Below are 21,601 nucleotides of genomic sequence, written 5' to 3' on the forward strand. Positions count from 1 at the left end.
CTCCTCGAACTGGTCGATGAGCGGGCCCGTCCGCCCCCTCGGCGTCACCGCCGCCCGCCGCGTTGCTCAGGTCACAGTGCCCTGGATCACGTACGACGCCGATGGCGAGCGCGGACAAAAGACGTCGGCGGGCTTGTCTGACTCGGATAGCGCCTGACGGGACGTGGCGGACACGGTCGTCGCCCTTCCAGGACGGCTGACCGGCGCACTCGCACGGGAGCCGGCAACCATCGACCCTGCGTCGGCACCACGGGAGGACGCCACCTCCGAACGGGGGTGGCGCTCGGACCTCGGCGCGTCTCACTCGATGGACGAGGTCCGAGGCTCGGGCCGACGGACAGGACTCCCGACCTGGTACCAGCGTCCGGGCGGCGCGCGGAGGGCCCACGGTGCCGGGTAGCTCGCCAGGATCGGCAGCCGGGACTTCTCCGGATAGCAGTGGGAGACGCCGACCTGGTCGAGGAAGGCGCAGGTCCAGAGCACGAGTGCGGCACGCAGCGCCGTCGTGCCGAGCGGGAGCTCCCCGACCCACCGGTTGGCGACGTGATCTGCGCGAACGAGCCACGTCGACCCGTCGTCGCCGGTCAGGGTGCGCCGTGTCGGGACCGCGTGCAGTCGCTGTCGGAGGCGCAGCTCGGGGCCGGGGTCGCCGTCCAGCGGCGGGAACGTCCAGTCCACCCACGCCTGCCGGCGCTCACCACGGGCCTCGGCGCGTGCAGCCCGGTCACCGCTCGCCAGACGCACCGTGAGTTCGGTCGCCCCGTCGTCCGACACCCGCACGACCTGCATCTGCAAGGTGAGCGACTCACCCTCGAGGGTCAGCGGCGGCGGCCCCTCGGACGATCCTGCGGCCCGGTCCATCCGCCCCGCCTCCCGTCCGGCCACGAGGAGCCGCCCGGTCGGGTCGTGTGGTCCCTGCATCGGCTCGTCGAGAGCGAGTTCGACCCGTGCCCCGGAGGAGTACCGCAGCACGTCGTCGTCGGTGCGATCGAACCGCTCGTGCCAGCGCCGCGTGAGCCCGATCGTCAGGCTCGTCGGGAAGACCAGGAACAGCACGAAGGCGAGCACTCCGAGCCAGAACCCACCGTGCAGCGCCTCCAGGGTGATCACGACGAGGAACGCCGGCCCCGTGACGACCGCCGTGGCGCACCACAGCAACCAGGGCCGCCGTCGTGCGCGGAGCGCCGCGAAGGGCCCGCGGTACCGCGGTCCACCTCCGGGCAGGCGACTCCCGCGCATCACGGTGATCGTTCTAGGACATCCCGCGCGTCGCGTCCACGGCCGCGCGCCAGAGAACCCTGACTACAGCCGAGGCAAGTCACCTGACATGCTCGCCCGGTGGACCGCGACGCCTGGGACCTGCACCCGGACTCGGTCGAGCGAGCGCTCGACTCCTTCCTCCCACGCAGCGCGGGCCAGGTCATGCGCGAGGCCTTCTACGGCGTCCGCCGGTTCGACGACTTCGTGCACCACACCGGACTGAACCCGGCCGGGGTGTCCGCCCGACTGAAACAGCTGGTCGCCGACGACATGCTCGAACGGGTCGGCTACCAGGAGCCCGGCGAACGCCGGCGACACGAGTACCGGCTCACCCGCAAGTCGCAGGAGCTCATGGAGGTCGTGGTCGCGCTCCTCGGCTGGGCCGACCGCTGGCTCCCGGGCCCGGACGGGCCGACGGTCCTCCTGCGTCACGAGGGGTGCGGTCACGCGGTGCACGCCGAGGCGCGCTGCGAGGCCGGACACCGCATCGACGGCTTCGCCGACCTCGACTCGCTTCCCGGCCCGGGCGCCCGGCCCGCTCAGGGGATGGAGTAGGTGTCCCCGTAGACCGACCACGTCAGCGGCGTCGCCAACGCGTAGTTGCCCTCCCGCGCGAACTTCTGCTCGAGGTCGGTGATGCGGGAGATGTCCTGGTGGGCGGGTTCGGAGCGCATCACGGCGATCCTCGCCCGCCAGAACGCCTCCAGGTAGCGAGCGACGCTGCCGCCCTGGGCCGGCGTCCTGGCCTGCTCCGTCGCCGCCGCGCGGATGCCCCCGAAGCTCTCGCCGTCGGTGCCCGGACCGTGCACCACCATGGCGTCGTAGTACGCGAACTGCCCGAGGAGCGGCAGGCCGTCGGCGAGCGCCGCCGCGACCGCGGGCTCGAAGTAGACCGAATCCCGGAGGCGGTCCTGCGCGGCGACGAACGTCGACGCGAACCGGGGGTCGGTCGCGGTCTCGCGCCAGGCGTCCTCGAACGCCTCCCCCAGGCCGTCGTGCGAGTCGCTCCCGTTCACCGCCCGCAGGGCCGGGAGGAACGGGGCGAGCGGGTTCCGCGGGGCGGTCGCGGTGAGGTCCCGGACCAGGGTCAGCATGTCCCCGGTGCCCGAGGTGAAGCCGATCAGCCCGCCGGTGTAGCCGCGCCCGTCCCCGATGTCCTCGAGGTAGCCGTACTGGTCCCGCCAGTCCAGCGTCGAGTTCTCGGCGCTGGACACCAGCTGCATCGCGAGGTCCTTCTTCGCCGGATCGCGCAGGGTGACGGGCTCGGTCAGTGTCGTCCCGACGACGGGGCTGGGGGCCGGGAGCTCGGCCGACGGCGTGCTGGTGGGACCCACCGGCGCCACACTCAGCGGGCCGGGGGCGGGCGCCTCCGTCCCGCTGCAGGCCGCCGAGAGCAGCAGCAGCGCGGCGACCGCAGCCGCCACGGCCAGTCGGTGCGTTCTCGTCGTCATCCCGTCCCTCGCCGGCCGCCGGCGGCGTTCAGGCCCCGGAGCGTCTTGCTCCAGGATCGCGGATCACCCGCAGCCGCTCGCTGCGGGGGCCAAACAGCCGGACCGGCATCGCGAGCGGGTCCGCCTCACCGCGCGGCGCGCTCGCTCCGCGGCGGGACGCCGTTGAGGTCCACCGCGAACGCCCCGATCCCGTAGGCGATGGTGTTCACCATGCGGTCGAAGATCGGCCGGTCGATGTTGTCGATGTCGTCGCACGCCTGGTGGTAGCAGGGGTCGAACGGGACGCCGGCCCGGCCGCCCCACAGCCGGGCCTGCTCGGCGGACTTGGTGCCCGAGTCCCCGGAGAACACGCCGCCGGCGGGGATGTCGGCGTCGACGAACGGGCCGTAGTCGGAGTCGTCGACGAACGGCGTGCCGCGTGGTGGCACGCCCCGGGAGACGAGCCGGTCGCTCAGGAGCCGCTCGATCGCCGCCGAGCCGGGCGGCCCGTCCGCGGAGTTCGAGCCGTCGGAACCGTCGCCGTCGTAGACGAAGTAGCCACCGTTCGGCGCGGCGATCACGTCGGAGTTCAGCATGAGCGCGATGTCGCGGCGCCCGTCGGGGGACAGGCCGTCGACGTACGCCTGGCTGCCCAGCAGGCCCTCCTCCTCGGCACCGAAGAAGACGAAGCGCACCGCGTTCGTGACCGGGGCGTCGGCGCCGAGGCGCACCGCGATCTCGAGCTGCGCGGCCACACCGCTGCCGTCGTCGTCGATGCCCGGCCCCTCGGGCACGCTGTCGAGGTGCACACCGCCGAGCACCACCTCGTCGGTCCGACCGGTCCGGGTCTGCGCGATGACGTTCCGCGTGGTGCCCCCCGGCGCCGAGCCGTCGTCGCCGTCGTCGGACTGCAGGGCGACGGTCGGCGTCTGCACGTCGAAACCGGCCCGGCGCAGGGTGTCGGCGACGTAGTCGACGCTCTGCTCGTACCCGCCGGTCCCCCGGGCCCGGTTCCCGCCGTTCCGGTCGGCGACGTCCTGGAGAGCCCGGAGGTGCACGAACGCGCCGGACCCGGTGGCCGACGTCGCCAGGGCCTCGGCCATCCGTCGGTCGCCCTGGGGAGCGGCGGCGCCCGATCCGCCGGCCCCGCCCGAGCAGGCGCCGAGCACCAGCGGTGCGACCAGCACCGCGGCGATCACGGCTCGCGCCGGGTGAGCGCGGCCCCGCCGTCCCACAGGTCCTCTCGAAGGAGTTCTCACGGCAGGGTGGGCTCGGTGACCTGACCGAAGCGCTCCCGCAGGGTCTTCTTGACGACCTTGCCCCCGGGGTTGCGGGGCAGGGCGTCCACCTGGCGGACGTGGCGGGGGCGCTTGTAGGCGGCGAGATGCTCGCGCGCGAAGGCCTCGATCTCCACGTCGGTCGGGACGTCGCCGGGGTCGCGCGCCACGACGACGGCCAGCGGGGTCTCGCCCCACCTCGGATCGGGGACGCCGATCAGCGCCACCTCGGCGATCTTCGGGTGTGCGGCGAGCGCGTTCTCCACCTCGGCACAGTAGATGTTCTCGCCGCCCGAGATGATCATGTCCTTGAGTCGGTCGACCACGAAGAGGTAGCCGTCCTCGTCCTCGCGCACCAGGTCGCCCGAGTGGAACCAGCCCCCGCGGAACGCCTCGGCGGTCTCCTCGGGCTTGTTCCAGTACCCGGACATCACCATCGGGCTCCGGTAGACGATCTCCCCCACCGTTCCGCGGGGGACGTCGACCATCTCGTCGTCGACCACCCGGACCTCGACGCCGACCATCGGGGTACCGATCGACCCGATCTTGCGGATCGAGTCCTCCCCGCGCAGGTAGGTGGTCACCGGGCTGCACTCGGTCTGCCCGAAGGCCGTGCAGACCTCCGCCCGCGGGAAGGCGTCGATCATCGTCCGGAGCAGGGTGGTGGACGCCGGGGCGGCGCCCCACGAGATGCGGCGCAGGCGGGACAGGTCCCGGGTCGCGAGGTCGGGCAGGGCACAGACCGCCTGCCACTGGGCCGGCACCATGAAGCACGAGGTGACGCCCTCCTCGACCAGGGTCGCCACCGTCGCGGCCGGGTCGAAGCTGCCCGACGGCGGGATCACGACGGTGCCCCCGGTGATCAGCGCCGGCAGCATCCCCGAGAGCCCGGCGATGTGGAACAGCGGCGCCGCGGACATCCACACCCGGTCGTCGCCCTCGAGCCCGAGCGAGGCCATGGAGCAGAAGGCGTGCAGGTAGAGGTTGCGGTGGGTCAGCACCGCGCCCTTCGGAGCACCCGTCGTCCCGGAGGTGTACATGACGTAGGCCGCGTCGTCGTCGGCGACCGGCCGCTCGCGATAGGTGTCCGAGGCCTCGGCGAGCACCCCGGCGAGGTCGTCGCCCAGGGAGACGACGACCCGCACCTCGGGCGCGCTGCGGCGGGCGTCGTCGAGGACCTCGGTGAACGCCTCGTCGCAGAGCACGGCGACCGCCCCGCAGTCGGCGAGGACGTAGGCGATCTCGTCGGCGACCATCCGGAAGTTCACCGGCACCGCGATCCCGCCGATCCGCAGCACCGCGAGCCAGGCCTCCACCACCTCGGTGCTGTTGCGACCGAGCACCGCCACCCGGTCCCCGGGGGCGACGCCCCGTGACAGCAGCGCGTTGCCCAGCCGGGTCACGCGGTCGTCGATCTCCCGGTACGTCCGTCGCGACCAGGCATCGACGAAGGCGAGGACGTCCGGCTGTTGCCGGGCGCCGCGGGCGACCATGTCGCTCATCGTCATCCCGCGCCCGGTGATCGATCCGGTCATCGGTCTCCTCGTCACCGTGTCGTGCGTGCGCTGCCATCCTGCTGCGCCATGGGCCCCGCCGACCAGTGTCAGGGTCGCCGGGCCCGTACGAGCCACGTCGCCGAGTCGAACAGCACCCCGTCCGGGGTGGCGTGGGCCTCGAACAGCACGCGGAGCCGGTCGAGCGCACGACGACGGGTGGCCTCGCCGTACCCGTCGAGCACAGCGGCGTGGTGGGTGACCACGAAGCGCAGGGCATCGTCGGGATCGGCCCCCGACCAGTGCGGGGCCCGCAGGTCCTCGAGGTCGACGTCGACGAAGCCCGCTGCGCCCAGGACGTCATCCTGCCCGGCGAGGAGCGCAGAGGGCGCTCGAGCGTTCCTCAGGCGCCGGGTTCGACCGGCCCGAAGTAGCTCCCGGGACGGGTGGCCCCCGCCTGATAGGCCACCGGACCGCCCGGCCACGCGAGGACCGCGGCCCCGAGCTCGTCATTGCCGGGGGGTGTGACGATCAGGGCCGTCGGGACGTACTCGCCCGCCATGGTGTCGTCGCCACCGGGCAGGTACGTGATCGTCGTGTGCGCCTGCCCGTTCGGGGCGAGGCGGGTCGACGGCGCCGCCCGGTCCTGCTCGCGCAGCGCGTACTGCGTCCCGGACTCCCACTCCTGCTCCGGTGCGGCCTGCAGGATTGCGTGCCCGTAGCCCGACAGGGTGCAGGTGCGGTCGGTCGTGTTGGTCCAGACGACCCGGACGGTGCGCTGCGAGGGCTGTTCCGCGGGGCCCGGTGCCGTCACGGAAGCCCGCAGCAACGCGAGATCGCAGCCGTCCGGGTCGGGCGTCGCGGTGCTCGACGGCTGCACCGCGGACGACGTCGGCGCGCGCACGGGCAGAGACGCCGCGGCGGGAGACGGGACGTCGAGCGGGGCGTCCGAACAACCGGCCGGCAGAGCTGCGACGACGGCGCCGGAGAGCGCCAGGGCGGCGACACGGGCGCGCGAGGTGGAGGACATCGTCTCGCACGCTAGATCCGATCCCGGTCCCGGAACGCTCGGCGTCGATCCGGGGGGACGGCCGGTGGGATCACCGCGGTCGCCGGTCGATGGCGCGCAGTCCTGAGGCGCCCAACCCGACTGGGCCCCATGAGTCGAACTCGCGCCGTCCGGCCGACGAAGGATCTGCATGTCGACCGACTCCGACCGACCGTCCCGGACCGTGGTCTCCGACCGAGCCGCGATCCCTACTCCGCTCGCCGCCGCGATCGGGGTACTCGCGGTGGGGGTGGCGCTCGGATTCGGCGATCTCGTCGCGGCGCTCGCCGCTCCCCCGTCGTCCCCCTTCCTCGCGGTGGGCGACCAGTTCATCCGGCTGACCCCGGAGCCGCTCAAGCAGTTCGCCATCAGTGCCTTCGGGACCTACGACAAGCAGGTCCTGCTGGGGAGCATGGCGGTCGTCATCGTCCTGGTCGCCGTGATCGGCGGGGTCCTCTCGCGCCGCTCCCCGCTCCCGGGGATCGTGCTGGTCGTCGTGCTCGGGCTCGTCGGGGCCTCGTCGACCCTCGCCTCCCCCACGTTCACCGCCGCCTACCTGCTCCCCCCGCTCGCGGCCCTCCTGGGCGGCGTCGCGACGTTCGTCGGTCTCCATCGCCTGGCCCGCCCCTCGAGCGACGGCCCCGGTGCACGGGACCCGCGTCGGCGGGTCGCCCTCGGGCTCGGGGCGGCCCTCGTCGGGGCCGGCGTCACGGGGGTGCTCGGGCGCGTGCTCGCCGCCGCGGGAGGCGCGGAGGCGTCGCGGAGCGCCGTCGGCCCGCTGCGGTCGTCCGCCGGGCAACCGGCGACCTTCCCTCCGCCGGGCGCCGACTTCGCCGCCTCGGGCACACCGACCTGGATCACGCCGAACGCCGACTTCTACCGCATCGACACGGCCCTGCAGGTTCCCCAGGTCTCCGCCTCGGACTACCGCCTGCGCATCCACGGGATGGTCGATCGCGAGCTCACCCTCGACTACGAGCAGCTGCGTGACCGGGCCCTGATCGAAGCGCCGATCACGATGGCCTGCGTCTCCAACGACATCGGCGGGGACCTCATCTCCAACGCGGTCTTCCTCGGCGTGCCGCTGCGGGACCTGCTCGCGGAGGCCGGCGTACGGCCCGGCGCCGACCAGATCGCCTCCACGAGCGTCGACGGCTTCACCACCGGCACGCCGGTCGCGGCCTGCACCGACGGGCGCAACGCGATGCTCGCGCTGGGGATGAACGGGCAACCGCTGCCGGTGGAGCACGGCTTCCCGGTCCGGATGGTCGTGCCCGGGCTCTACGGGTTCGTGTCGGGCTGCAAGTGGATCACCGACATCGAGCTCACCACGTTCGACTCGTTCACGTCCTACTGGGAGCAACGCGGCTGGGCGGAGCAGGCGCCGGTGAAGACCCAGTCCCGGATCGACGTGCCGCGCGCCGACGTGCCGGTCCCCGCCGGCCGGGTGACGGTCGCCGGGACCGCCTGGGCCCAGCACCGCGGGATCTCCCGCGTCGAGGTCCGAGCCGACTCCGGCCCGTGGCAGAACGCGGACCTCGCCACCGACGTCTCGATCGACACCTGGCGGATGTGGCGGACCGCGCTCGACCTGACCCCGGGCCCGCACACGCTCCAGGTCCGCGCGACCGACGCCACCGGTGCGACCCAACCCGAACCCGTCAGCCTCACCATCCCCGACGGCGCGACCGGCTGGCACACCGTGAACGGCATGGCTCGCTAGCTCCCGCCCACGAGCGGAGGCGGGTCGCCCACGGTGCCCGGCGCCGTGACGGTCGTCCGGGCGATGTCGTAGCCGTCGGCCGCGAGGTCGTCGAGATCGGGGACCAGGACGCGACCCCACCGACGGCCGGGCTCGTCGGGCAGCCGGGTGTCGAGTTCACGGAGGGTCGGGACGCCCGCGAAGCTGCCGCCGGGGTCCCGCCCGGTGGTGAGACCGTCCGCGCCCTGGGTCCAGCGTTCCGGGAGGAGGTCGCCGATCGGCCCGACGGCGGCGGTGCGCTCGCCGGGGATCGGGTCGTCCGGCCCCGTGGGGGCCGTGATGAACACGCCGGGGGTCTGTGCCACTCCCCCGTCCACCCGGGGCAGCGGACCGGTGCACGGCCAGGCGAGGGCCACTGCCCAGTCGACGAGCACGGGCCCCCGCCCGTCCAGCCATCGGGCGAGCGGGACGACCTCCACGATCCGGGGCCCGGTGACGGCGACCCACCCGTTCTCGTCGGTGCGGTCGTCCACGGCCACGAGACGGACCCGGTCGGCGCCGTCGGGGACCGAGGGCGGGTCGAGAGTGACGGTGCGCCACGCGGTGCGCGGGTTCGCCCGGTCCTGGAGTCGCGCCTGCTCGGCGTCGGCGGCATAGCCGCGGTAGCCGCGGTCGGGCTCGGCGACCTCGACGACCGGGCGCGTGTCGACCACGCGATCCCCGTCGCCGAACTGCCAGCTCACCGACAGGCCGTCGACGGTCCGCCCGGCCACTCCGACGGCGAGCTCCTGCCCCCCGCGCAGCGCCGGGAGCCCGAACCAGCCGGTGGTCAGGGTGCCGACCGAGCCGTCGCCGTCGGCGCGGCTCCCCCACGTGAAGCGGCCGTCGCGGGTGTCGGGCGTCCCGTCCGACCCGTCGGTCTGACCCGGACGCACCGGCGGCGGGTCGACGGCTCCCCCGCCGGTCACGAACCCCGTCGTCGTGGCGGCCGACCCGACGACCGGCCGCAACGGCCCGTCCGCCGACTCCAGCACCTGCACCTCGTCCTGCAGCCCGCAGACCGTCGTGGGCGACGGGTCCCCGAGTGCGGCCCGGTTCTGGGCCGCGAGCGAGTACCCGGGCCGGTCCCCCGCCGTCCGGAAGGCCGAGACCAGCAGCACCGCCGAGGTGAGCGCGACCGCCAGCGCGACGACCACCGGGACGCCCGGCGCCGCGCCGAGCACCGCCCCCCGCCGATCGGAGCCGAGCCGCCACCGCGCGAGCACGACGACGGCCGCAGCCGACAGCGCCACGACGACCCAGGGCAGCGGGGAGTCGAACGGATGCTGCGGACCGCTCGCACCGGGGACGCCGAAGCCCGAGTAGCCCCACCACGCGTTCGGTCCGGAGAACGCGAACGCCGCGGCCAGCACGAGGCCCACGGTGGTGACTCCGCTGACGCCCGCGACCACAGGGTCGCGGGCCCGCATCGCCCGCCGGAGCGCGACGACGGTGACGACGAGCCCGATCGCGCCGAAGCCCGCGAGCGCCCCGAAGTGGTGCGACCACTTCGACGGAGTCACGGCCAGCAGGGCGAACCCCGACGGAGCGAGTCCCAGCAGCAGCACCGACTCGAGGCCCACGAGCGCGTCCGGTCGCCGGCCGCGGGCGAGGAGCACCAGGCCGGTCACCGCGAGGAGCAGCCCGAGCAGCACCGGCACCCGCTTCGCCGCCGCTCCCCACGAGTCGTCCCCGAACAGGTACCCGTAGCGCAGCCACTCGGCGTACCAGGGTTGATTCGGTCCGAGCTGCTGGTGGATGTCGGTCGCGACCAGGAAGCCGTGCCACGACTGCCGGTCGAAGACGACGGTGACCGCCACGGCGGCGACGCCGGCGATCGCCGCCAGGTGCGCGACGGGCAGGACCGCCCGCGTGCTCCGGGCAGCGCGACCGAACTCCCGGGGCCCCCCTTCCCCGCACACCGCCCGGACCACACGGACCGGGCAGAGCAGGAACGGAGCGGCGGCGAGCAGGCCGGACGGGGCGACCGTGACCGTGAGGCCCGCGACGAGCGCAGCGACCGCGAGGAGCGCGGCGGGATGGGACACCCGTCCCCCGCCGGTCCCCGGTCGCACGGCGCGGAGCACCAGGGCGACGACGGTCGTGGTCCCGAGCGCGACCAGCGGCTCGGGTCGGGCGCCGAGGTCGAAGGGCAGCCACCACACCAGCAGGGCGAGCGCGGCGAGGCAGCGGACCGCGACGGAGCGCCCCGCCGGACCGAGGGCCGGGCCCAGCACTCCGCGGGTCACGACGAACCAGAGAGCCAGGCCCGCGAGCACGCTGGGCGTGCGGAGGGCGACCGGCGAGAGCCCGTCGTCGAGGAACGCCGCGAGCCACCGCTGGCCCGACGAGAACGGCACCTCCGACGCGTCGAACCACCGGTAGTAGTTGCCCACGTCGCCCGCACCGGCCTGGCGTGCGATGACCGCGGCGAACCCGTCGTCGTCGGTCATCGGCCCGACGACCGACCACCAGGCCAGGGTCACCGCGACCACGACGTCGATGACGTACCGGGCCGGCGCCGCCGTGGGACGCACCTGCTCGCGCGCGGCGCGCCGCCACCGCCGCGCCCGGGTCCGGAGGATCGCGAGCCCCCGAGGGCCCGCGAGCTCCGCCACGGCTCGGACCGGCGCCTCGGACGGGGTCAGCAGGCGCGCGAGGACCACCGACAGGAGCGCGATCGAAGCGAGCTGGTGCTGGGTGGTGACGAGCCCGGCCTTCTGCGGGGTCGGGGCGTTGTCGAACCAGGCCGGGGTCCGCGCCGTCAGCGAGAGGCCGGACGCGTCGGCGCCGCGGAGGTCGGTGGTCGCCGCGACGACCTCGGGGACCGCGAGGCCGGGCACGGTCACGGCGGGCGGTCCGTCCGCGGCGCCCACGGAGACGGCCAGCCCTGCGGCATCGGCCCGGATCGTCAGGCCGCAGTCGCTCCCGGGAACGTCCACCGGGACCCGCCGTCCGGACGCGAGGACCTCGATCGCCTCCCGGTCCGACGCGCTCGGCGCGGCCCGGACGGAGAGCCCCTCCGCCGGTCCGCCCACGACGGTCGCCAGGACCGTCGTCGCCTCCGAGCGGGCGCGGGCCGCCGTGATCGCCCGGCAGGGCACCACGACCTCGAGGGTGGCGGGTCGGTAGGGGACGAGGAGGAGCGTGGTGGGCTCCGGCGCCGCACCCGCCCGTGGCCACGAGACGGTCGAGGTGGACGACTCGACGGGTGCCGCGGGGACGAGCGCGGCCAGCACCACGGCTGCCACCCCGGCGACCAGCGCGACGAGGACGACGGCCAGCCGCGCGACCCGACGGGCCCGACCGCGCGCACCCGCCGGCCGGTCGATCTCCCGGACGTCGGGATGGTCAGGGGCGTCGGGCGGCACCGACCGGGGGATCGCCTGGGTCGGCTCGGTCGTGGCCAGGGGACGCTCCCGGGAATCGACGTCGGACGACGACATTCGTCTCGACCGCCGCCACGGTTCGACGTCACCGCGGAGACGCCGGAATTCCTCGCCGAATGTGTGTTCCGCGTGTGTCGCACCAAAATCGTTCCGAACCCCTGAACCGCGGGCTGCGGAGGTCGGGTGATTCCGGCGGAGTGGCCGGATGAATTCCGAGGGAGAAACTCATGAAGCTGCGGACCATCGCCCTGGCCGGTGTCACCGCGCTGACCCTGACCGGGCTCGGCTCGGGGCTCGCCCTGGCACAGTCCGGCCCGCCCCCGGTCGCGTCCATCCCGAGCCTGACCGGGAAGAGCACGTCGGTGAAGCTGGACAGCGGGTTCACCGACGCCCTGTCGTCCCTGCAGGTGACGCCCGCACCGACGGGTTCGGCGACCGTCGAGGACGGCACCGCGTCGTTCCCGATCACGGGCGGAAACGTCACGGTGTACAAGCCGGGCGAGGTCACCCCGTACGTCCAGGGGATGATCATGCACGACGGGTCGGGCCTGTCCCTGACCAAGGGCGACACGAAGGTCACCCTCGAGGACTTCGTGATCGACCCGGGCCAGCCCGCCACGCTCAAGGGCAAGGTCTCCGCGAACGGCGCCACCGTGGCCGACTCGGTCACCCTGTTCGACCTGGACGGCTCGACCCTGAAGCCGATCACCACGGACGCCTCCGCCGGCACGGCCACGCTGACCGGCACGACCGTCAAGCTCTCGACCGACGCCGCGGACGCCCTGAACAAGGCGTTCTCCACCGACGCCCTCAAGGGCGGGACCACCGTCGGGATCGCGACGATCGTGGTGAACCTGCCGGGGTCCGACGGCGGCTCCGGCATGCCGGGCGCCATGCCGAAGGGTGGCGCCGAGACCGGTGGCGGCAGCACCGCGACCGGCGGTGTCGACACCACGCTGATCGCCGGCGGCGTGCTCGCCCTGGCAGTGGCCGGGGGCGCCCTCGTGGTCGTCCGGCGTCGCGCCGGTACCCGTAGCTGATCCCTTCCCGACGACGGGTGCCCCCGGGGCACCCGTCGTCCGCCTCCGGAAGGAGCACACCGTGGCCACTCGCGCGCGTGCCCGGGCCGCCCTCGTCGCCCTGGTCGCCCTGGTCGCTGCGACCGGCGTGGTCCTGGTGGTCCTCGGCCTGACGGCTGGACCCCGAACGGCGGCGCCGGTGGCCGCAGCAGACGTACGCCCGCCGGTCTCCGTCCCGGCGACCCCGACCCCGGGAGCGCCCCCTCTGCCGGCGTCTCCACCGGTCCGGATCTCGATCCCCGCGATCGGCGTGGAGTCCGTGGTGAACCCGAGCGGGCTGAATCCGGACGGCACGCTCGAGGTGCCGGCGCCGGGGCCCCGCTACGACCAGGCGTCCTGGTACACCGGCTCCGCGTCACCCGGGCGGGACGGCCCGTCGGTGATCCTGGGCCACATCGATTCGGCCCGGAACGGGCCCTCGGTGTTCTACCGACTCGGGCAGCTACAGCCGCTCGACGAATTCACCGTGACCCGCGCCGACGGTGTGGCACTCGTCTTCCGTGTCAATTCTGTACAGCAGTATCCGAAGGACGCATTCCCGAGCCGGCAGGTCTACGGACCCACCCCGCGTCCGGAGATGCGACTGATCACGTGCGGTGGACCGTTCGACGACAGTGCCCGGTCCTATCGCGACAACACGGTCGTGTACGCGAGCCCGATCGGTGCGCCGCCTCCCACCGGACCGGCACCATGACGCCGTGGGCACCTCCGACCGGTGCCGCCGAGCCCTGCCCCCTCCCTACGGCGACTCGACGGCCTCCTGCACCAGCGCCCGGGCCGCTCGCCGCGCCGCCGGGACGGCGTCCGGATCCTGGCCGGCGGACAGCACGACGAACGCACCCTCGTGCAGGAGCAGCAACGTCGCGGCCCGCGCCGACGCGTCCGGCACGCTCCCGTCGGCGAGGATCCACTCGAAGCGCTCCCGCAACCACCGTTTCTCCTCGCGGACCAGCCTGCGGGCCGGGTGGTCGGGGTCCGGGATCTCGGCGGTGGCGTTGACGAAGGAGCAGCCGCGTCCGCTGTCGGCCGTCCACTGCGCCAGGACCTCGAAGACGGCGTCCACGCGGGAGAGCGGGTCGGACGGAGCCGCGTCCAGGGCGGCGTCGAGGCGATCGCGCCAGCGACGGTCGCGTTCGGCGAGGTAGGCGAGGACGAGGGCGTCCTTGGACCCGAACCGGTCGTAGAGCGTGCGCTTGGTGACGCCGGACTCGGCGGCGATCGTGTCGACGCCGACCGCGTGGATGCCGCGCTCGTAGAACAGGGTGGCGGCCACGTCGAGGATGCGTCGGGCGCCGGGGGTCAGCGTCACCTCGTCCTTCGTCGGCACGGCCACCTCCTTCACAGACCTGTGTACTCTAGTGCCGGTGCGAGGTTCACCGACCTGTGAAGGGAGTCGCGCGATGCAGGCAGCGGTGCTGACCGGGTTCGGCGGGCCGGAGGTCCTCCGGGTGCGCGAGGTCGCGAAGCCGGCTCCCGGGCGCGGCGAGGTCCTCGTCGAGGTCCGCGCCGCCGCGATGAACAACACCGACCTCTGGACCCGTCAGGGTGCCTACGGCCTGCCCGGCCGCCCCGAGGCCCTCGCCGGATGGCGCGGCCCGATCGCCTTCCCGCGGATCCAGGGCGGCGACATCGCCGGCGTCGTCCGGGAGGTCGGCGACGGGGTCGATCCCGCGTGGCGCGGACGGCGGGTCCTGGTGGACCCGGCGCTGTACGACGGTCCGTCCGACGACGCCCGCCCGGTCGGCCTGCTGGGGAGCGAGGCCGACGGCGGGTTCGCCGAGGCCGTGGTCGTCGGCGCGGAGCGCGTGCACGACATGAGCGACTCCCCGCTGAGCGACGAGGCCCTCGCGTGCCTGCCGATCGCCTACGGCACGGCGACCGGCATGCTCGAACGCGGCCGGATCGGCGCCGGCGAGACGGTGCTGGTCACCGGCGCGTCGGGCGGCGTCGGGCTCGCGCTGGTCCAGCTCGCCGCCGCGCGCGACGCCCACGTGGTCGCGCTGACCACGCCCGACAAGGCCGCCGCGGTCCGCGAGGCGGGAGCGGCCGCGACGGTGGACCGGCGCCGCGATGCGGACGACCTCGCGGCCGCTCTCGCCGAGGTCGCCCCTGGCGGGTTCGACGCCGTGGCCGACGTCGTGGGCGGCGCGGTCCTCCCGGCGGTGCTGCCGCTCGTCCGCGACGACGGACGGTGGGTGATCGCCGGGGCGATGGCCGGCCCGGTCGTCGAGTTCGACCTGCGACGGCTCTACCTGCACAACGTGGCGCTCATCGGGTCGTCCATGCACACCCCGGCGCACTTCGCCCGGCTCGCCGCCGACGCCGTCGCCGGGCGCATCGCGCCGCGGATCGCCGCCCGGTACGCCCTCGCCGACATCCACGCCGCACAGGAGGAGTTCGCGCGATCCGCCCACGTGGGCAAGATCGTCGTCGTGCCGGGCAGCGACCCGACGTCCTGAGGGCGACGGGGAGCGACGCCCTCGACCGTGTGCGTCGCGCACACGGTCGGGGAGGTCGGCGTACCGCCGGCGTGGCGTTGCGTCGCGCACACGGTCGGGGAGGTCGACGTACCGCCGGCGTGGCGTTGCGTCGCGCACACGGTCGGGGAGGTCGGCCTACCGCCAGTGTGGCGTTGCGTCGCGCAACGGGAGTACCGGGGAGTGCGGCCTGCTCCGGCCGTGTGCGTCGCGCAACGGGAGTACCGAGGAGTGCGGCCTGCTCCGGCCGTGTGCGCGGCGCAACGGCGACGTGGAGTTCAACGCGGCGGCGCCGAGGACTCCATGACGCGGACGGCTCCTGGGCCACTCAATCCGCGGTCGTGCGCTCGAGGCGGTGGACACCGAGCGACTCGGCGAGCGGTCCGACGTCCAGGTCGTGGGACAACCGGGCCACATAGCCGTCGGGACGCACGAGGACGAAGCCGTAATCGCCCAGTCCGTAGCGCCGGGCGAATGCCCCGGCGGTGTCGATCACGGCATCGGGCGGGGCATCCGTCAACGAGCTCCGGACGGGGACGACCGCGCCCAGGGCACCGAGCACGTCGCGGAAGTGGTCGAGGTCGCTCTCCTCGGCCCCGACGACCAGCAGGAGATGGCCGGGCCGACGGAGCAGGACGTCGAGGTGGGTCGGGTCGCCGTCGGCGGTGCGCAGATCGGCGACGTCCGGGGCGTGGTCGCCGGCCACGGGCGGCGATCCGGCACCGGGCCGCCCACCGCCGATCCGGTAGCTGACGGTCGTCTCGGTCATGTCGGCCATGAGGCGGCCGCCCAGGCCGGGGAGGTGCCCGAGCAGGCGCAGACCGAGGTCGCGGAGGTGCGCGCCGATCCCGTCGGCGGCGAGCAGGTCGTTCAGCCGGCTGGTCTGGGCGACGACGGCGGCACCGACGGGGTGCCGTTCGGCGTCGTAGGTGTCCAGCAGGTCGTCGTGGGCCCGGCCGGTGCTGACCAGGGCCAGCTTCCACGCCAGGTCGACCGCGTCCTGGATCCCGGTGTTCATGCCCTGACCCGCGGCGGGAGGGTGGATGTGGGCGGCGTCGCCCGCCAGGAGGACCCGCCCGTGGCGGTAGCGGGCGACCTGGGCGTGGTGGCTCTCGAAGTAGGTGAGCCAGTGCGCGGTGCCCAACCGCCAGTGCCCGCCCATCTGCTCGTCGACCAGGCGCTGGACCTCCCCGACCGTCGGGGTGGCCCCGGGCCCGGGGCGCGGGACCCGCGCCGCGATCTTGGCGCGGCCGCCGGCGAGCGGGAACACGCCGCCGCCGCCCCGGGGGTCGACGAACAGGCGCAGGGCCGTCGGCGGGAGCTCGGTCTCCACGTCCACGTCGGCGAGCACGGAGCACTCTCCCTCGAACTCGCCCTCCAGGCGCACGCCGACCGCGGCGCGGACCGCGCTGTGGCCCCCGTCCGCGCCGACGACCCAGCCGTAGCGCCGCCGCTCCCGCCCCTCCGGCGTCGCGAGGGTGACGGTGACGCCGTCGTCGTCCTGGTCCAGGCCCTCGCATCGCGTGCCGTACTCGACGACGACCCCGCGCTCGGCGACGACCTCGCGCAACGCCGTCTCCGTGTCGACCTGCGGCACGTCGAGGATGCGACGGAACCGCGAGTCCACGTCGTCGGTGGTCAGCCGCACGCGCGGCCGGGCCTCCCCGCGGACATGGAACTCCACCGCGGTGATCTCCTGCGCCCGGTCCACGATCCGGTCGAGGACACCCATCGCCGAGAGGTGTTCCTGGGTGCGCGGGTGCACCGTGATCGCACGGAACTCCCCCGACGGACCGTCCAGCGCGTCGACGAGCCGGACCCTCGCGCCCTGACGGGCGAGTTCGGCGGCGGCGGTCAGGCCGACCGGCCCGGCTCCGACGACGAGGACGGTCGTGGGCTCCGAGATGGGCTCCGAGGTGGGCTCCATGGTCTGCTCGCTTCCCGTGGGCGGCCCGGGTCCGGCCGCGGCGGCACGACGGTCGCGTCGACCGGTCCATCGCCGCTCCAAGCCCGCGCCAACGCCGGGGTGCGGCACGATGGGGTGATGGGGAGGCCGGACGGCGCGACGGTGCGCTTCCTGGACCTCGGCGAGCTGATGGTCGAGGTCGGCGGAGCGCTCCGCACCCCGGGTGGTCGCCGTCCGGCCGCCGCCCTCGCCGTGCTGCTGATCCACGCCGACCGGCCGGTCTCCGTCGACACCCTGAGCGACGCGATCTGGGACGACGGCCGGCCCCGCGCCGTGTCGACGCTCGAATCGCACCTGTGGCGCCTGCGTCAGGTGCTCGAGCCGGACCGGAAACCCGGGGAACCGTCGTCGCTCCTGGTCACCGTGCCCGGCGGCTACCGACTGCGCGCCGGGACGGACCAGGTGGACTCGCGGCGCTTCGCCGCCCTTGTCGAGGAGGCCGGGACGCTGCTCGGGCGGGGCGAGCCCGACCGGGCGCTGGAACGGTGCGGATCGGCCCGGGCGCTGTGGCGCGGGCGTCCGTTCGCCGCCGTGGCCGACCGGCCCTGGGCCGCGCCCACCGTGGCGCGACTGGAGGAGCTGGCCGCCCAGCTCGCCGAGCGGCACGTCGACGCGCTGCTCGACCTCGGACGTCCCGAGCAGGCCCTGCTCGAGCTCGAATCGGCACTCGGCGAGCACCCGCTGCGCGAGCGTCTATGGGCGCGGCGGATGCTCGCGGTGTACCGGGCCGGTCGGGTCGACGACGCCCTCGCCACGTACGGCCGGGCGCGCTCGTTGCTCATCGCCGAGCTCGGCACGGAGCCCACCGACGAACTCCGGGACCTGCACCGCCGCATGCTGGACGCCGACCCGTCGTTGCGGTCGGTGACGCCGGTCCCCTCCCCGCGGCACGCACCGGAACCCGACCTGCCCCGCTTCCCGAGTCGGTTGGTGGGGCGGGAGCGCGAACTCGAGCGGCTGACGTCGCTGGTCGGCCGGTCCGCACTCGTCACCGTGCTCGGCCCGGCCGGGGTGGGCAAGACCCGGCTCGCGACCGAGGCCGCACGCCGGCTCACCGACGACTTCCCCGACGGCGTCTGGCTCGTCGACCTCACCGGGGCCCAGGACCGTGACCAGGTCCTCGACGCGATCACCACGGCCCTCTCGCTCGCCGCCCCGGCCACCGACTCGTCGTTGGACGCCCTGCACGCCTTCCTGGGCGACCGCCGCGGTCTGTTGCTGCTCGACGACTGCGAACACCTCCTGGCCGAGGTCGCCGCGCTCATCGAACCGCTGCACCGCAGCGCCCCGCGGCTCGGCGTGATCGTCACCAGCCGCGAGCGGCTCGATCTGGCCGACGAACTCGTCGTGGACCTACCGCCCCTGGTGGTCGACGACGAGGACCACCCCGACGGGACGGCGCTCGACCTGTTCCTGGACCGCTGGGAGGCGGCCGCCGGGCCCACGGACCCCGACGACCTCGAGGACGCGCGCCGGGTCTGCCGCGCCGTCGACGGCGTGCCGCTCGCCCTCGAGCTCGCGGCCGCCCGGGCCGGGACCTTCACGCTCGCCGAGATCGCCGAGCAGACCGAGCAGGACCCGGGCGCCCTCTCCGCGCTCGGGCGCCGGCGGGCCGGGGCCCAGCCCACCGTCTACGCCGCGGTGGAACGCACCCACCGGCTGCTCGACGACGAGACGCGGCGCCTGCACCGGCGACTCGCGGTCCTGCCCGGACCGTTCACCGCCGCCGCGGCGGCCGCGGTCGCCGGGGTCACGCCCGTCGTCGCCGCGGACCTGTTGGCCGACCTAACCCACCGGTCGCTGGTGGTCGCCCGGGGCCCGGCAGGCCCGGGACGCCCGTCGAGGTTCTCGCAGCTGACCATCGTCCGCGCGCACGCCGCCCGGGCCCTGGCCGACGTGGACGACCCCGAGGCGGCCCAGGACCGACGGGACGCCTGGATCGAGCGCGTGGCGACCGGCGGCCGGCCCCGCCTGGGGACGCCCGAGGACCTCGCCCGCACCCGCGCACTCGGCGACGACGCCGCGGCGTTGCGGAGCACGTTGCAGCACACCCTGGTCGACAGCCCGTCACACCGCGGTGCGGCGATCATGGCTGGCCTCGGTGCGCTCTTCTGGTTCCAGCACGACGCGACGCTCGAGGGCACGCGGTGGATCGAGACCGCCCAGGCGCTGTGCAGCACCCTCCCGACCGGGGTCGGCCCGGTGACGTCACTGCAGCTGTCGGTGGGCGCCGCGACGGCACGGGCGTTCGCCCGACGCGTCGAGGATGCCGCACCACTCTGCGACGGGGCGCTCCGGGACATCGGACGGATCGACGTCGGACCCGATGAGGAGCTGGTGGTCGGCGACGCCTTCGTCGTCCTCTCGACGTCCCTCGGCTTCTCGGGCGAGGCGGACCGGGCCGCGGCCGCCCTCGGGGCAGTCGGCGCGATCGTGGCGCGCACCGCGGACCCCACGCTCACGCTGGTCCACCGGGTCCGCGCCCGGATGGCCGAGCTGGGCCACGGCGCCCCCGGCGCCGTCCTCGGCGGCCTCGCCGAGGTGTACCGCGAGGCCGCGACGGTCGACAACTGGTTCGGCGCCTGGGTCGCGAGCGTCATCGCACACATGGCCGCCCTGGCCGCCGGCGACGCGGAGACGGCGTTGCAGTGGTCCGACGCGTGCCTGGCCGTCGTCGACCGCACGGGCCGGCGCCAGGCTCCGCTGCAGCTCGAACTACGCGCCAACACCCTGGCCCTGCTGGGTCGGTACGACGAGGCCCTGCGCGTCTACGGCGCCGCCCGGGCCCAGATCGACCGCGCCGGCCTGCCCTGGCCCACCGCGGTCGGCACCGACGCCCTCCTCGAACGCACCCGTGCCGCGGTCGCGCCGGACGTGGCGGACCGTCTCGCTCGCGGCGCAGCGCGACTGACCGTCGCGGAGCTCCGGAGCCCGCTGGTCGCCGAGGGGCGGCCCGTCGGTCGGTGAGGGTCGTTGGCCCGGTCTTGGAGCCGACGTGGAGTGCCGTTGGAGGTGCCCGGTCCATCGTCCTCGGTGTCGCGGACCCCGCTCCCGGGGACCGCCTCGAGGGAGGGATTCCCGATGCCCGTCTACCAGGTCGTGACCAGCGGTGTGGATCTCACCGAGGAGCAGCGCACCGCGCTCGCCACCCGCTTCACCCACACCCACCACCACGTCACCGGCGCGCCCGACCCGTTCATCCGCGTCGTGTTCCAGCCGATGCCGCTGGGCCTGATGTACACCGCGGGGAGGATCGAGCCGTCGTTCATCCTCAACGCCGTATGTCGCGCGGGACGCTCCGAGCAGACCCGCCACGAGCTGATGGACAAGCTCTACGAGGTCATCCAGGACGTCGTCGACCTGCCGGCCGACCAGGTCGTCGTCGTCGTCAGCGACACCCCCAGCAGCTGGCTCATGGAGGCCGGGATGGTGCTGCCCGAGCCCGTCCACGAGGCCGAGGTGCAGTGGATGAGGAAGATCAACGAGCAGTTCCCCGGCAAGTACCAGCAGTACGTCTGACCGAGGGGGAACCGTGCCACACCTCGGCATCCTCGCCGCCAATCCCGACGGGGCCGCCCGGTGCTTCCTGCGCTACTGCCGCGCGGGGGCCGCGCAGCTGAGCGGCCACACGTACCCCGACGTCAGCCTGGACTACATCGGGTTCGGCCATCACCTGCAGGCCTGGCGGAGGGGAGACCTCGGGGCGGTCGCGACCTCCCTCGCGAGGAGCGTCGACCGTCTGGCTGCGTCGGGCGCGGACTTCTTCGTCTGCCCCGACAACACGGTGCACCTCGTCCTCGACACGATGGGATCCGACCTGGCCCTGCCCGGGATCCACATCGTCCAGGCCGTCGCCGACGAGGCCCGCGCGGCCGGTCGGCGGCGGGTCGGCGTCCTCGGGACGGCCTTCACCACCGGGAGCGACCTCTACCGGGACCGGCTCGGCGCCGCCGGGATCGAGGTCGAGACGCCCGCGCCCGAGGACGCGCAGCGGCTCGACGAGATCATCTTCGGCGAGCTGGTCGACGGCGCTGCGAGCGAGCCGTCCCGAGCCTGGGGCGTCGAGGTCGTGCGCGGTCTGGCCGACCGGGGGTGCGACGCGGTCGCCCTCGCGTCGACGGAGCTCCCGCTCCTCCTCGCACCCGAGGACAGCCCGCTCCCCGTCATCGACTCGACCACGGTGCTCGCCGACCGGGCCCTCGACGTGGCCCTGGCCGAGACTCCGCTGCCCACCTGGCGGGGAGGTCGGCACGCGGGTCTGCGGTCGGCCCCGACCTAGAGCGCGATCCTCGCGGCGGCGCCGGTGGTGCATTGCGTCGCGCACACGGAGGGGGAGGTCGGCGTGCCGCCGGCGTGGCGTTGCGTCACGCAACGAGAGTGTCGGGGCGTGCGACCTGCTCGGACCGTGTGCGCGGCGCAACGGTGTCGCGGGCGTCGGCCG

At 74.4% G+C, this 21,601-nt stretch carries 17 protein-coding genes; 8 read left to right on the top strand and 9 right to left on the bottom strand.

Annotation, left to right across the window (positions count from 1 at the left end):
- Nucleotides 1–300 precede the first annotated feature (300 nt).
- On the bottom strand, nt 301–1,239 hold the full coding sequence (locus QRT03_RS27415) for a hypothetical protein (protein WP_286056330.1): 939 nt from the start codon (nt 1,237–1,239) through the stop codon (nt 301–303).
- Nucleotides 1,240–1,338: 99 nt separating this feature from the next.
- Here QRT03_RS27415 and QRT03_RS27420 point away from each other — a divergent pair, with 99 nt between their 5' ends.
- Nucleotides 1,339–1,815, top strand: a complete 477-nt coding sequence (locus QRT03_RS27420) for a winged helix-turn-helix transcriptional regulator (protein WP_286056331.1) — start codon at nt 1,339–1,341, stop codon at nt 1,813–1,815.
- On the opposite strand, the gene QRT03_RS27425 is transcribed toward QRT03_RS27420, so the two are convergent.
- From QRT03_RS27425 to QRT03_RS27445, 5 genes are all read right to left on the bottom strand, one after another.
- Nucleotides 1,800–2,711, bottom strand: coding sequence for a chitosanase (locus tag QRT03_RS27425; RefSeq protein WP_286056332.1), 912 nt, complete (start codon nt 2,709–2,711; stop codon nt 1,800–1,802). The two genes, QRT03_RS27420 and QRT03_RS27425, sit on opposite strands and share 16 nt — an antisense overlap.
- Nucleotides 2,712–2,836: 125 nt before the next feature.
- Entirely contained in the window at nt 2,837–3,889 is a 1,053-nt protein-coding gene (locus QRT03_RS27430) for a M28 family metallopeptidase (RefSeq protein WP_286056333.1), read from the bottom strand.
- A gap of 56 nt (nt 3,890–3,945) precedes the next feature.
- Nucleotides 3,946–5,502: a long-chain-fatty-acid--CoA ligase gene (locus tag QRT03_RS27435; protein ID WP_286056334.1), complete on the bottom strand. Its 1,557-nt coding sequence runs from the start codon at nt 5,500–5,502 to the stop codon at nt 3,946–3,948.
- Between the two features lie 68 nt (nt 5,503–5,570).
- Nucleotides 5,571–5,726 (bottom strand): hypothetical protein, encoded by a 156-nt coding sequence (locus tag QRT03_RS27440; protein WP_286056335.1) that lies wholly within the window; start codon nt 5,724–5,726, stop codon nt 5,571–5,573.
- Nucleotides 5,727–5,863: 137 nt separating this feature from the next.
- On the bottom strand, nt 5,864–6,490 hold the full coding sequence (locus QRT03_RS27445; protein ID WP_286056336.1) for a DUF4232 domain-containing protein: 627 nt from the start codon (nt 6,488–6,490) through the stop codon (nt 5,864–5,866).
- Between the two features lie 169 nt (nt 6,491–6,659).
- Between QRT03_RS27445 and QRT03_RS27450 the strand changes: the two genes are divergently transcribed.
- On the top strand, nt 6,660–8,231 hold the full coding sequence (locus QRT03_RS27450; RefSeq protein ID WP_425604915.1) for a molybdopterin-dependent oxidoreductase: 1,572 nt from the start codon (nt 6,660–6,662) through the stop codon (nt 8,229–8,231).
- On the opposite strand, the gene QRT03_RS27455 is transcribed toward QRT03_RS27450, so the two are convergent.
- Nucleotides 8,228–11,695 (bottom strand): arabinosyltransferase domain-containing protein, encoded by a 3,468-nt coding sequence (locus QRT03_RS27455; protein WP_286056338.1) that lies wholly within the window; start codon nt 11,693–11,695, stop codon nt 8,228–8,230. The genes QRT03_RS27450 and QRT03_RS27455 overlap by 4 nt on opposite strands.
- Nucleotides 11,696–11,865: 170 nt before the next feature.
- On the opposite strand from QRT03_RS27455, the gene QRT03_RS27460 reads away from it, so the two are divergent.
- Complete coding sequence (locus QRT03_RS27460) at nt 11,866–12,678, top strand: hypothetical protein (RefSeq protein ID WP_286056339.1); 813 nt, start codon at nt 11,866–11,868, stop codon at nt 12,676–12,678.
- Nucleotides 12,679–12,856: 178 nt separating this feature from the next.
- Nucleotides 12,857–13,411, top strand: a complete 555-nt coding sequence (locus QRT03_RS27465) for a class F sortase (RefSeq protein WP_286056538.1) — start codon at nt 12,857–12,859, stop codon at nt 13,409–13,411.
- A gap of 45 nt (nt 13,412–13,456) precedes the next feature.
- Here the strand turns inward: QRT03_RS27465 and QRT03_RS27470 are convergent, their stop codons facing one another.
- Nucleotides 13,457–14,044 carry a TetR/AcrR family transcriptional regulator gene (locus tag QRT03_RS27470; protein WP_286056340.1) on the bottom strand — a complete coding sequence of 196 codons (588 nt, stop codon included), beginning with the start codon at nt 14,042–14,044 and terminating at the stop codon, nt 13,457–13,459.
- Between the two features lie 73 nt (nt 14,045–14,117).
- On the opposite strand from QRT03_RS27470, the gene QRT03_RS27475 reads away from it, so the two are divergent.
- Nucleotides 14,118–15,176: a zinc-binding dehydrogenase gene (locus QRT03_RS27475; RefSeq protein WP_286056341.1), complete on the top strand. Its 1,059-nt coding sequence runs from the start codon at nt 14,118–14,120 to the stop codon at nt 15,174–15,176.
- A 346-nt stretch (nt 15,177–15,522) separates the two neighbouring features.
- Here the strand turns inward: QRT03_RS27475 and QRT03_RS27480 are convergent, their stop codons facing one another.
- Complete coding sequence (locus QRT03_RS27480) at nt 15,523–17,121, bottom strand: FAD-dependent monooxygenase (protein WP_286056342.1); 1,599 nt, start codon at nt 17,119–17,121, stop codon at nt 15,523–15,525.
- A 117-nt stretch (nt 17,122–17,238) separates the two neighbouring features.
- Here QRT03_RS27480 and QRT03_RS27485 point away from each other — a divergent pair, with 117 nt between their 5' ends.
- The 3 genes from QRT03_RS27485 (at nt 17,239) to QRT03_RS27495 (ending at nt 21,439) form a co-directional block, all read left to right on the top strand.
- The gene (locus tag QRT03_RS27485; RefSeq protein WP_286056343.1) at nt 17,239–20,127 is read left to right on the top strand and encodes an AfsR/SARP family transcriptional regulator; all 2,889 of its coding nucleotides are present in this window, start codon (nt 17,239–17,241) and stop codon (nt 20,125–20,127) included.
- A 114-nt stretch (nt 20,128–20,241) separates the two neighbouring features.
- On the top strand, nt 20,242–20,679 hold the full coding sequence (locus QRT03_RS27490) for a tautomerase family protein (protein ID WP_286056344.1): 438 nt from the start codon (nt 20,242–20,244) through the stop codon (nt 20,677–20,679).
- A gap of 13 nt (nt 20,680–20,692) precedes the next feature.
- Nucleotides 20,693–21,439, top strand: coding sequence for an aspartate/glutamate racemase family protein (locus QRT03_RS27495; RefSeq protein ID WP_286056345.1), 747 nt, complete (start codon nt 20,693–20,695; stop codon nt 21,437–21,439).
- The last annotated feature ends 162 nt before the right edge of the window (nt 21,440–21,601 follow it).

The organism is Actinomycetospora termitidis (assembly GCF_030286555.1).
Taxonomy (GTDB): domain Bacteria; phylum Actinomycetota; class Actinomycetes; order Mycobacteriales; family Pseudonocardiaceae; genus Actinomycetospora; species Actinomycetospora termitidis.

What these genes read in the sequence shown, in the direction of transcription:
- QRT03_RS27485 (WP_286056343.1), top strand. Translation starts at nt 17,239, where the DNA reads ATGGGGAGGCCGGACGGCGCGACGGTGCGCTTCCTGGACCTCGGCGAG.
- QRT03_RS27475 (WP_286056341.1), top strand. Translation starts at nt 14,118, where the DNA reads ATGCAGGCAGCGGTGCTGACCGGGTTCGGCGGGCCGGAGGTCCTCCGG.
- QRT03_RS27450 (WP_425604915.1), top strand. Translation starts at nt 6,660, where the DNA reads ATGTCGACCGACTCCGACCGACCGTCCCGGACCGTGGTCTCCGACCGA.
- QRT03_RS27425 (WP_286056332.1), bottom strand. Translation starts at nt 2,711, where the DNA reads ATGACGACGAGAACGCACCGACTGGCCGTGGCGGCTGCGGTCGCCGCG.
- QRT03_RS27490 (WP_286056344.1), top strand. Translation starts at nt 20,242, where the DNA reads ATGCCCGTCTACCAGGTCGTGACCAGCGGTGTGGATCTCACCGAGGAG.
- QRT03_RS27415 (WP_286056330.1), bottom strand. Translation starts at nt 1,239, where the DNA reads ATGCGCGGGAGTCGCCTGCCCGGAGGTGGACCGCGGTACCGCGGGCCC.
- QRT03_RS27460 (WP_286056339.1), top strand. Translation starts at nt 11,866, where the DNA reads ATGAAGCTGCGGACCATCGCCCTGGCCGGTGTCACCGCGCTGACCCTG.
- QRT03_RS27480 (WP_286056342.1), bottom strand. Translation starts at nt 17,121, where the DNA reads ATGGAGCCCACCTCGGAGCCCATCTCGGAGCCCACGACCGTCCTCGTC.
- QRT03_RS27455 (WP_286056338.1), bottom strand. Translation starts at nt 11,695, where the DNA reads ATGTCGTCGTCCGACGTCGATTCCCGGGAGCGTCCCCTGGCCACGACC.
- QRT03_RS27445 (WP_286056336.1), bottom strand. Translation starts at nt 6,490, where the DNA reads ATGTCCTCCACCTCGCGCGCCCGTGTCGCCGCCCTGGCGCTCTCCGGC.
- QRT03_RS27435 (WP_286056334.1), bottom strand. Translation starts at nt 5,502, where the DNA reads ATGACCGGATCGATCACCGGGCGCGGGATGACGATGAGCGACATGGTC.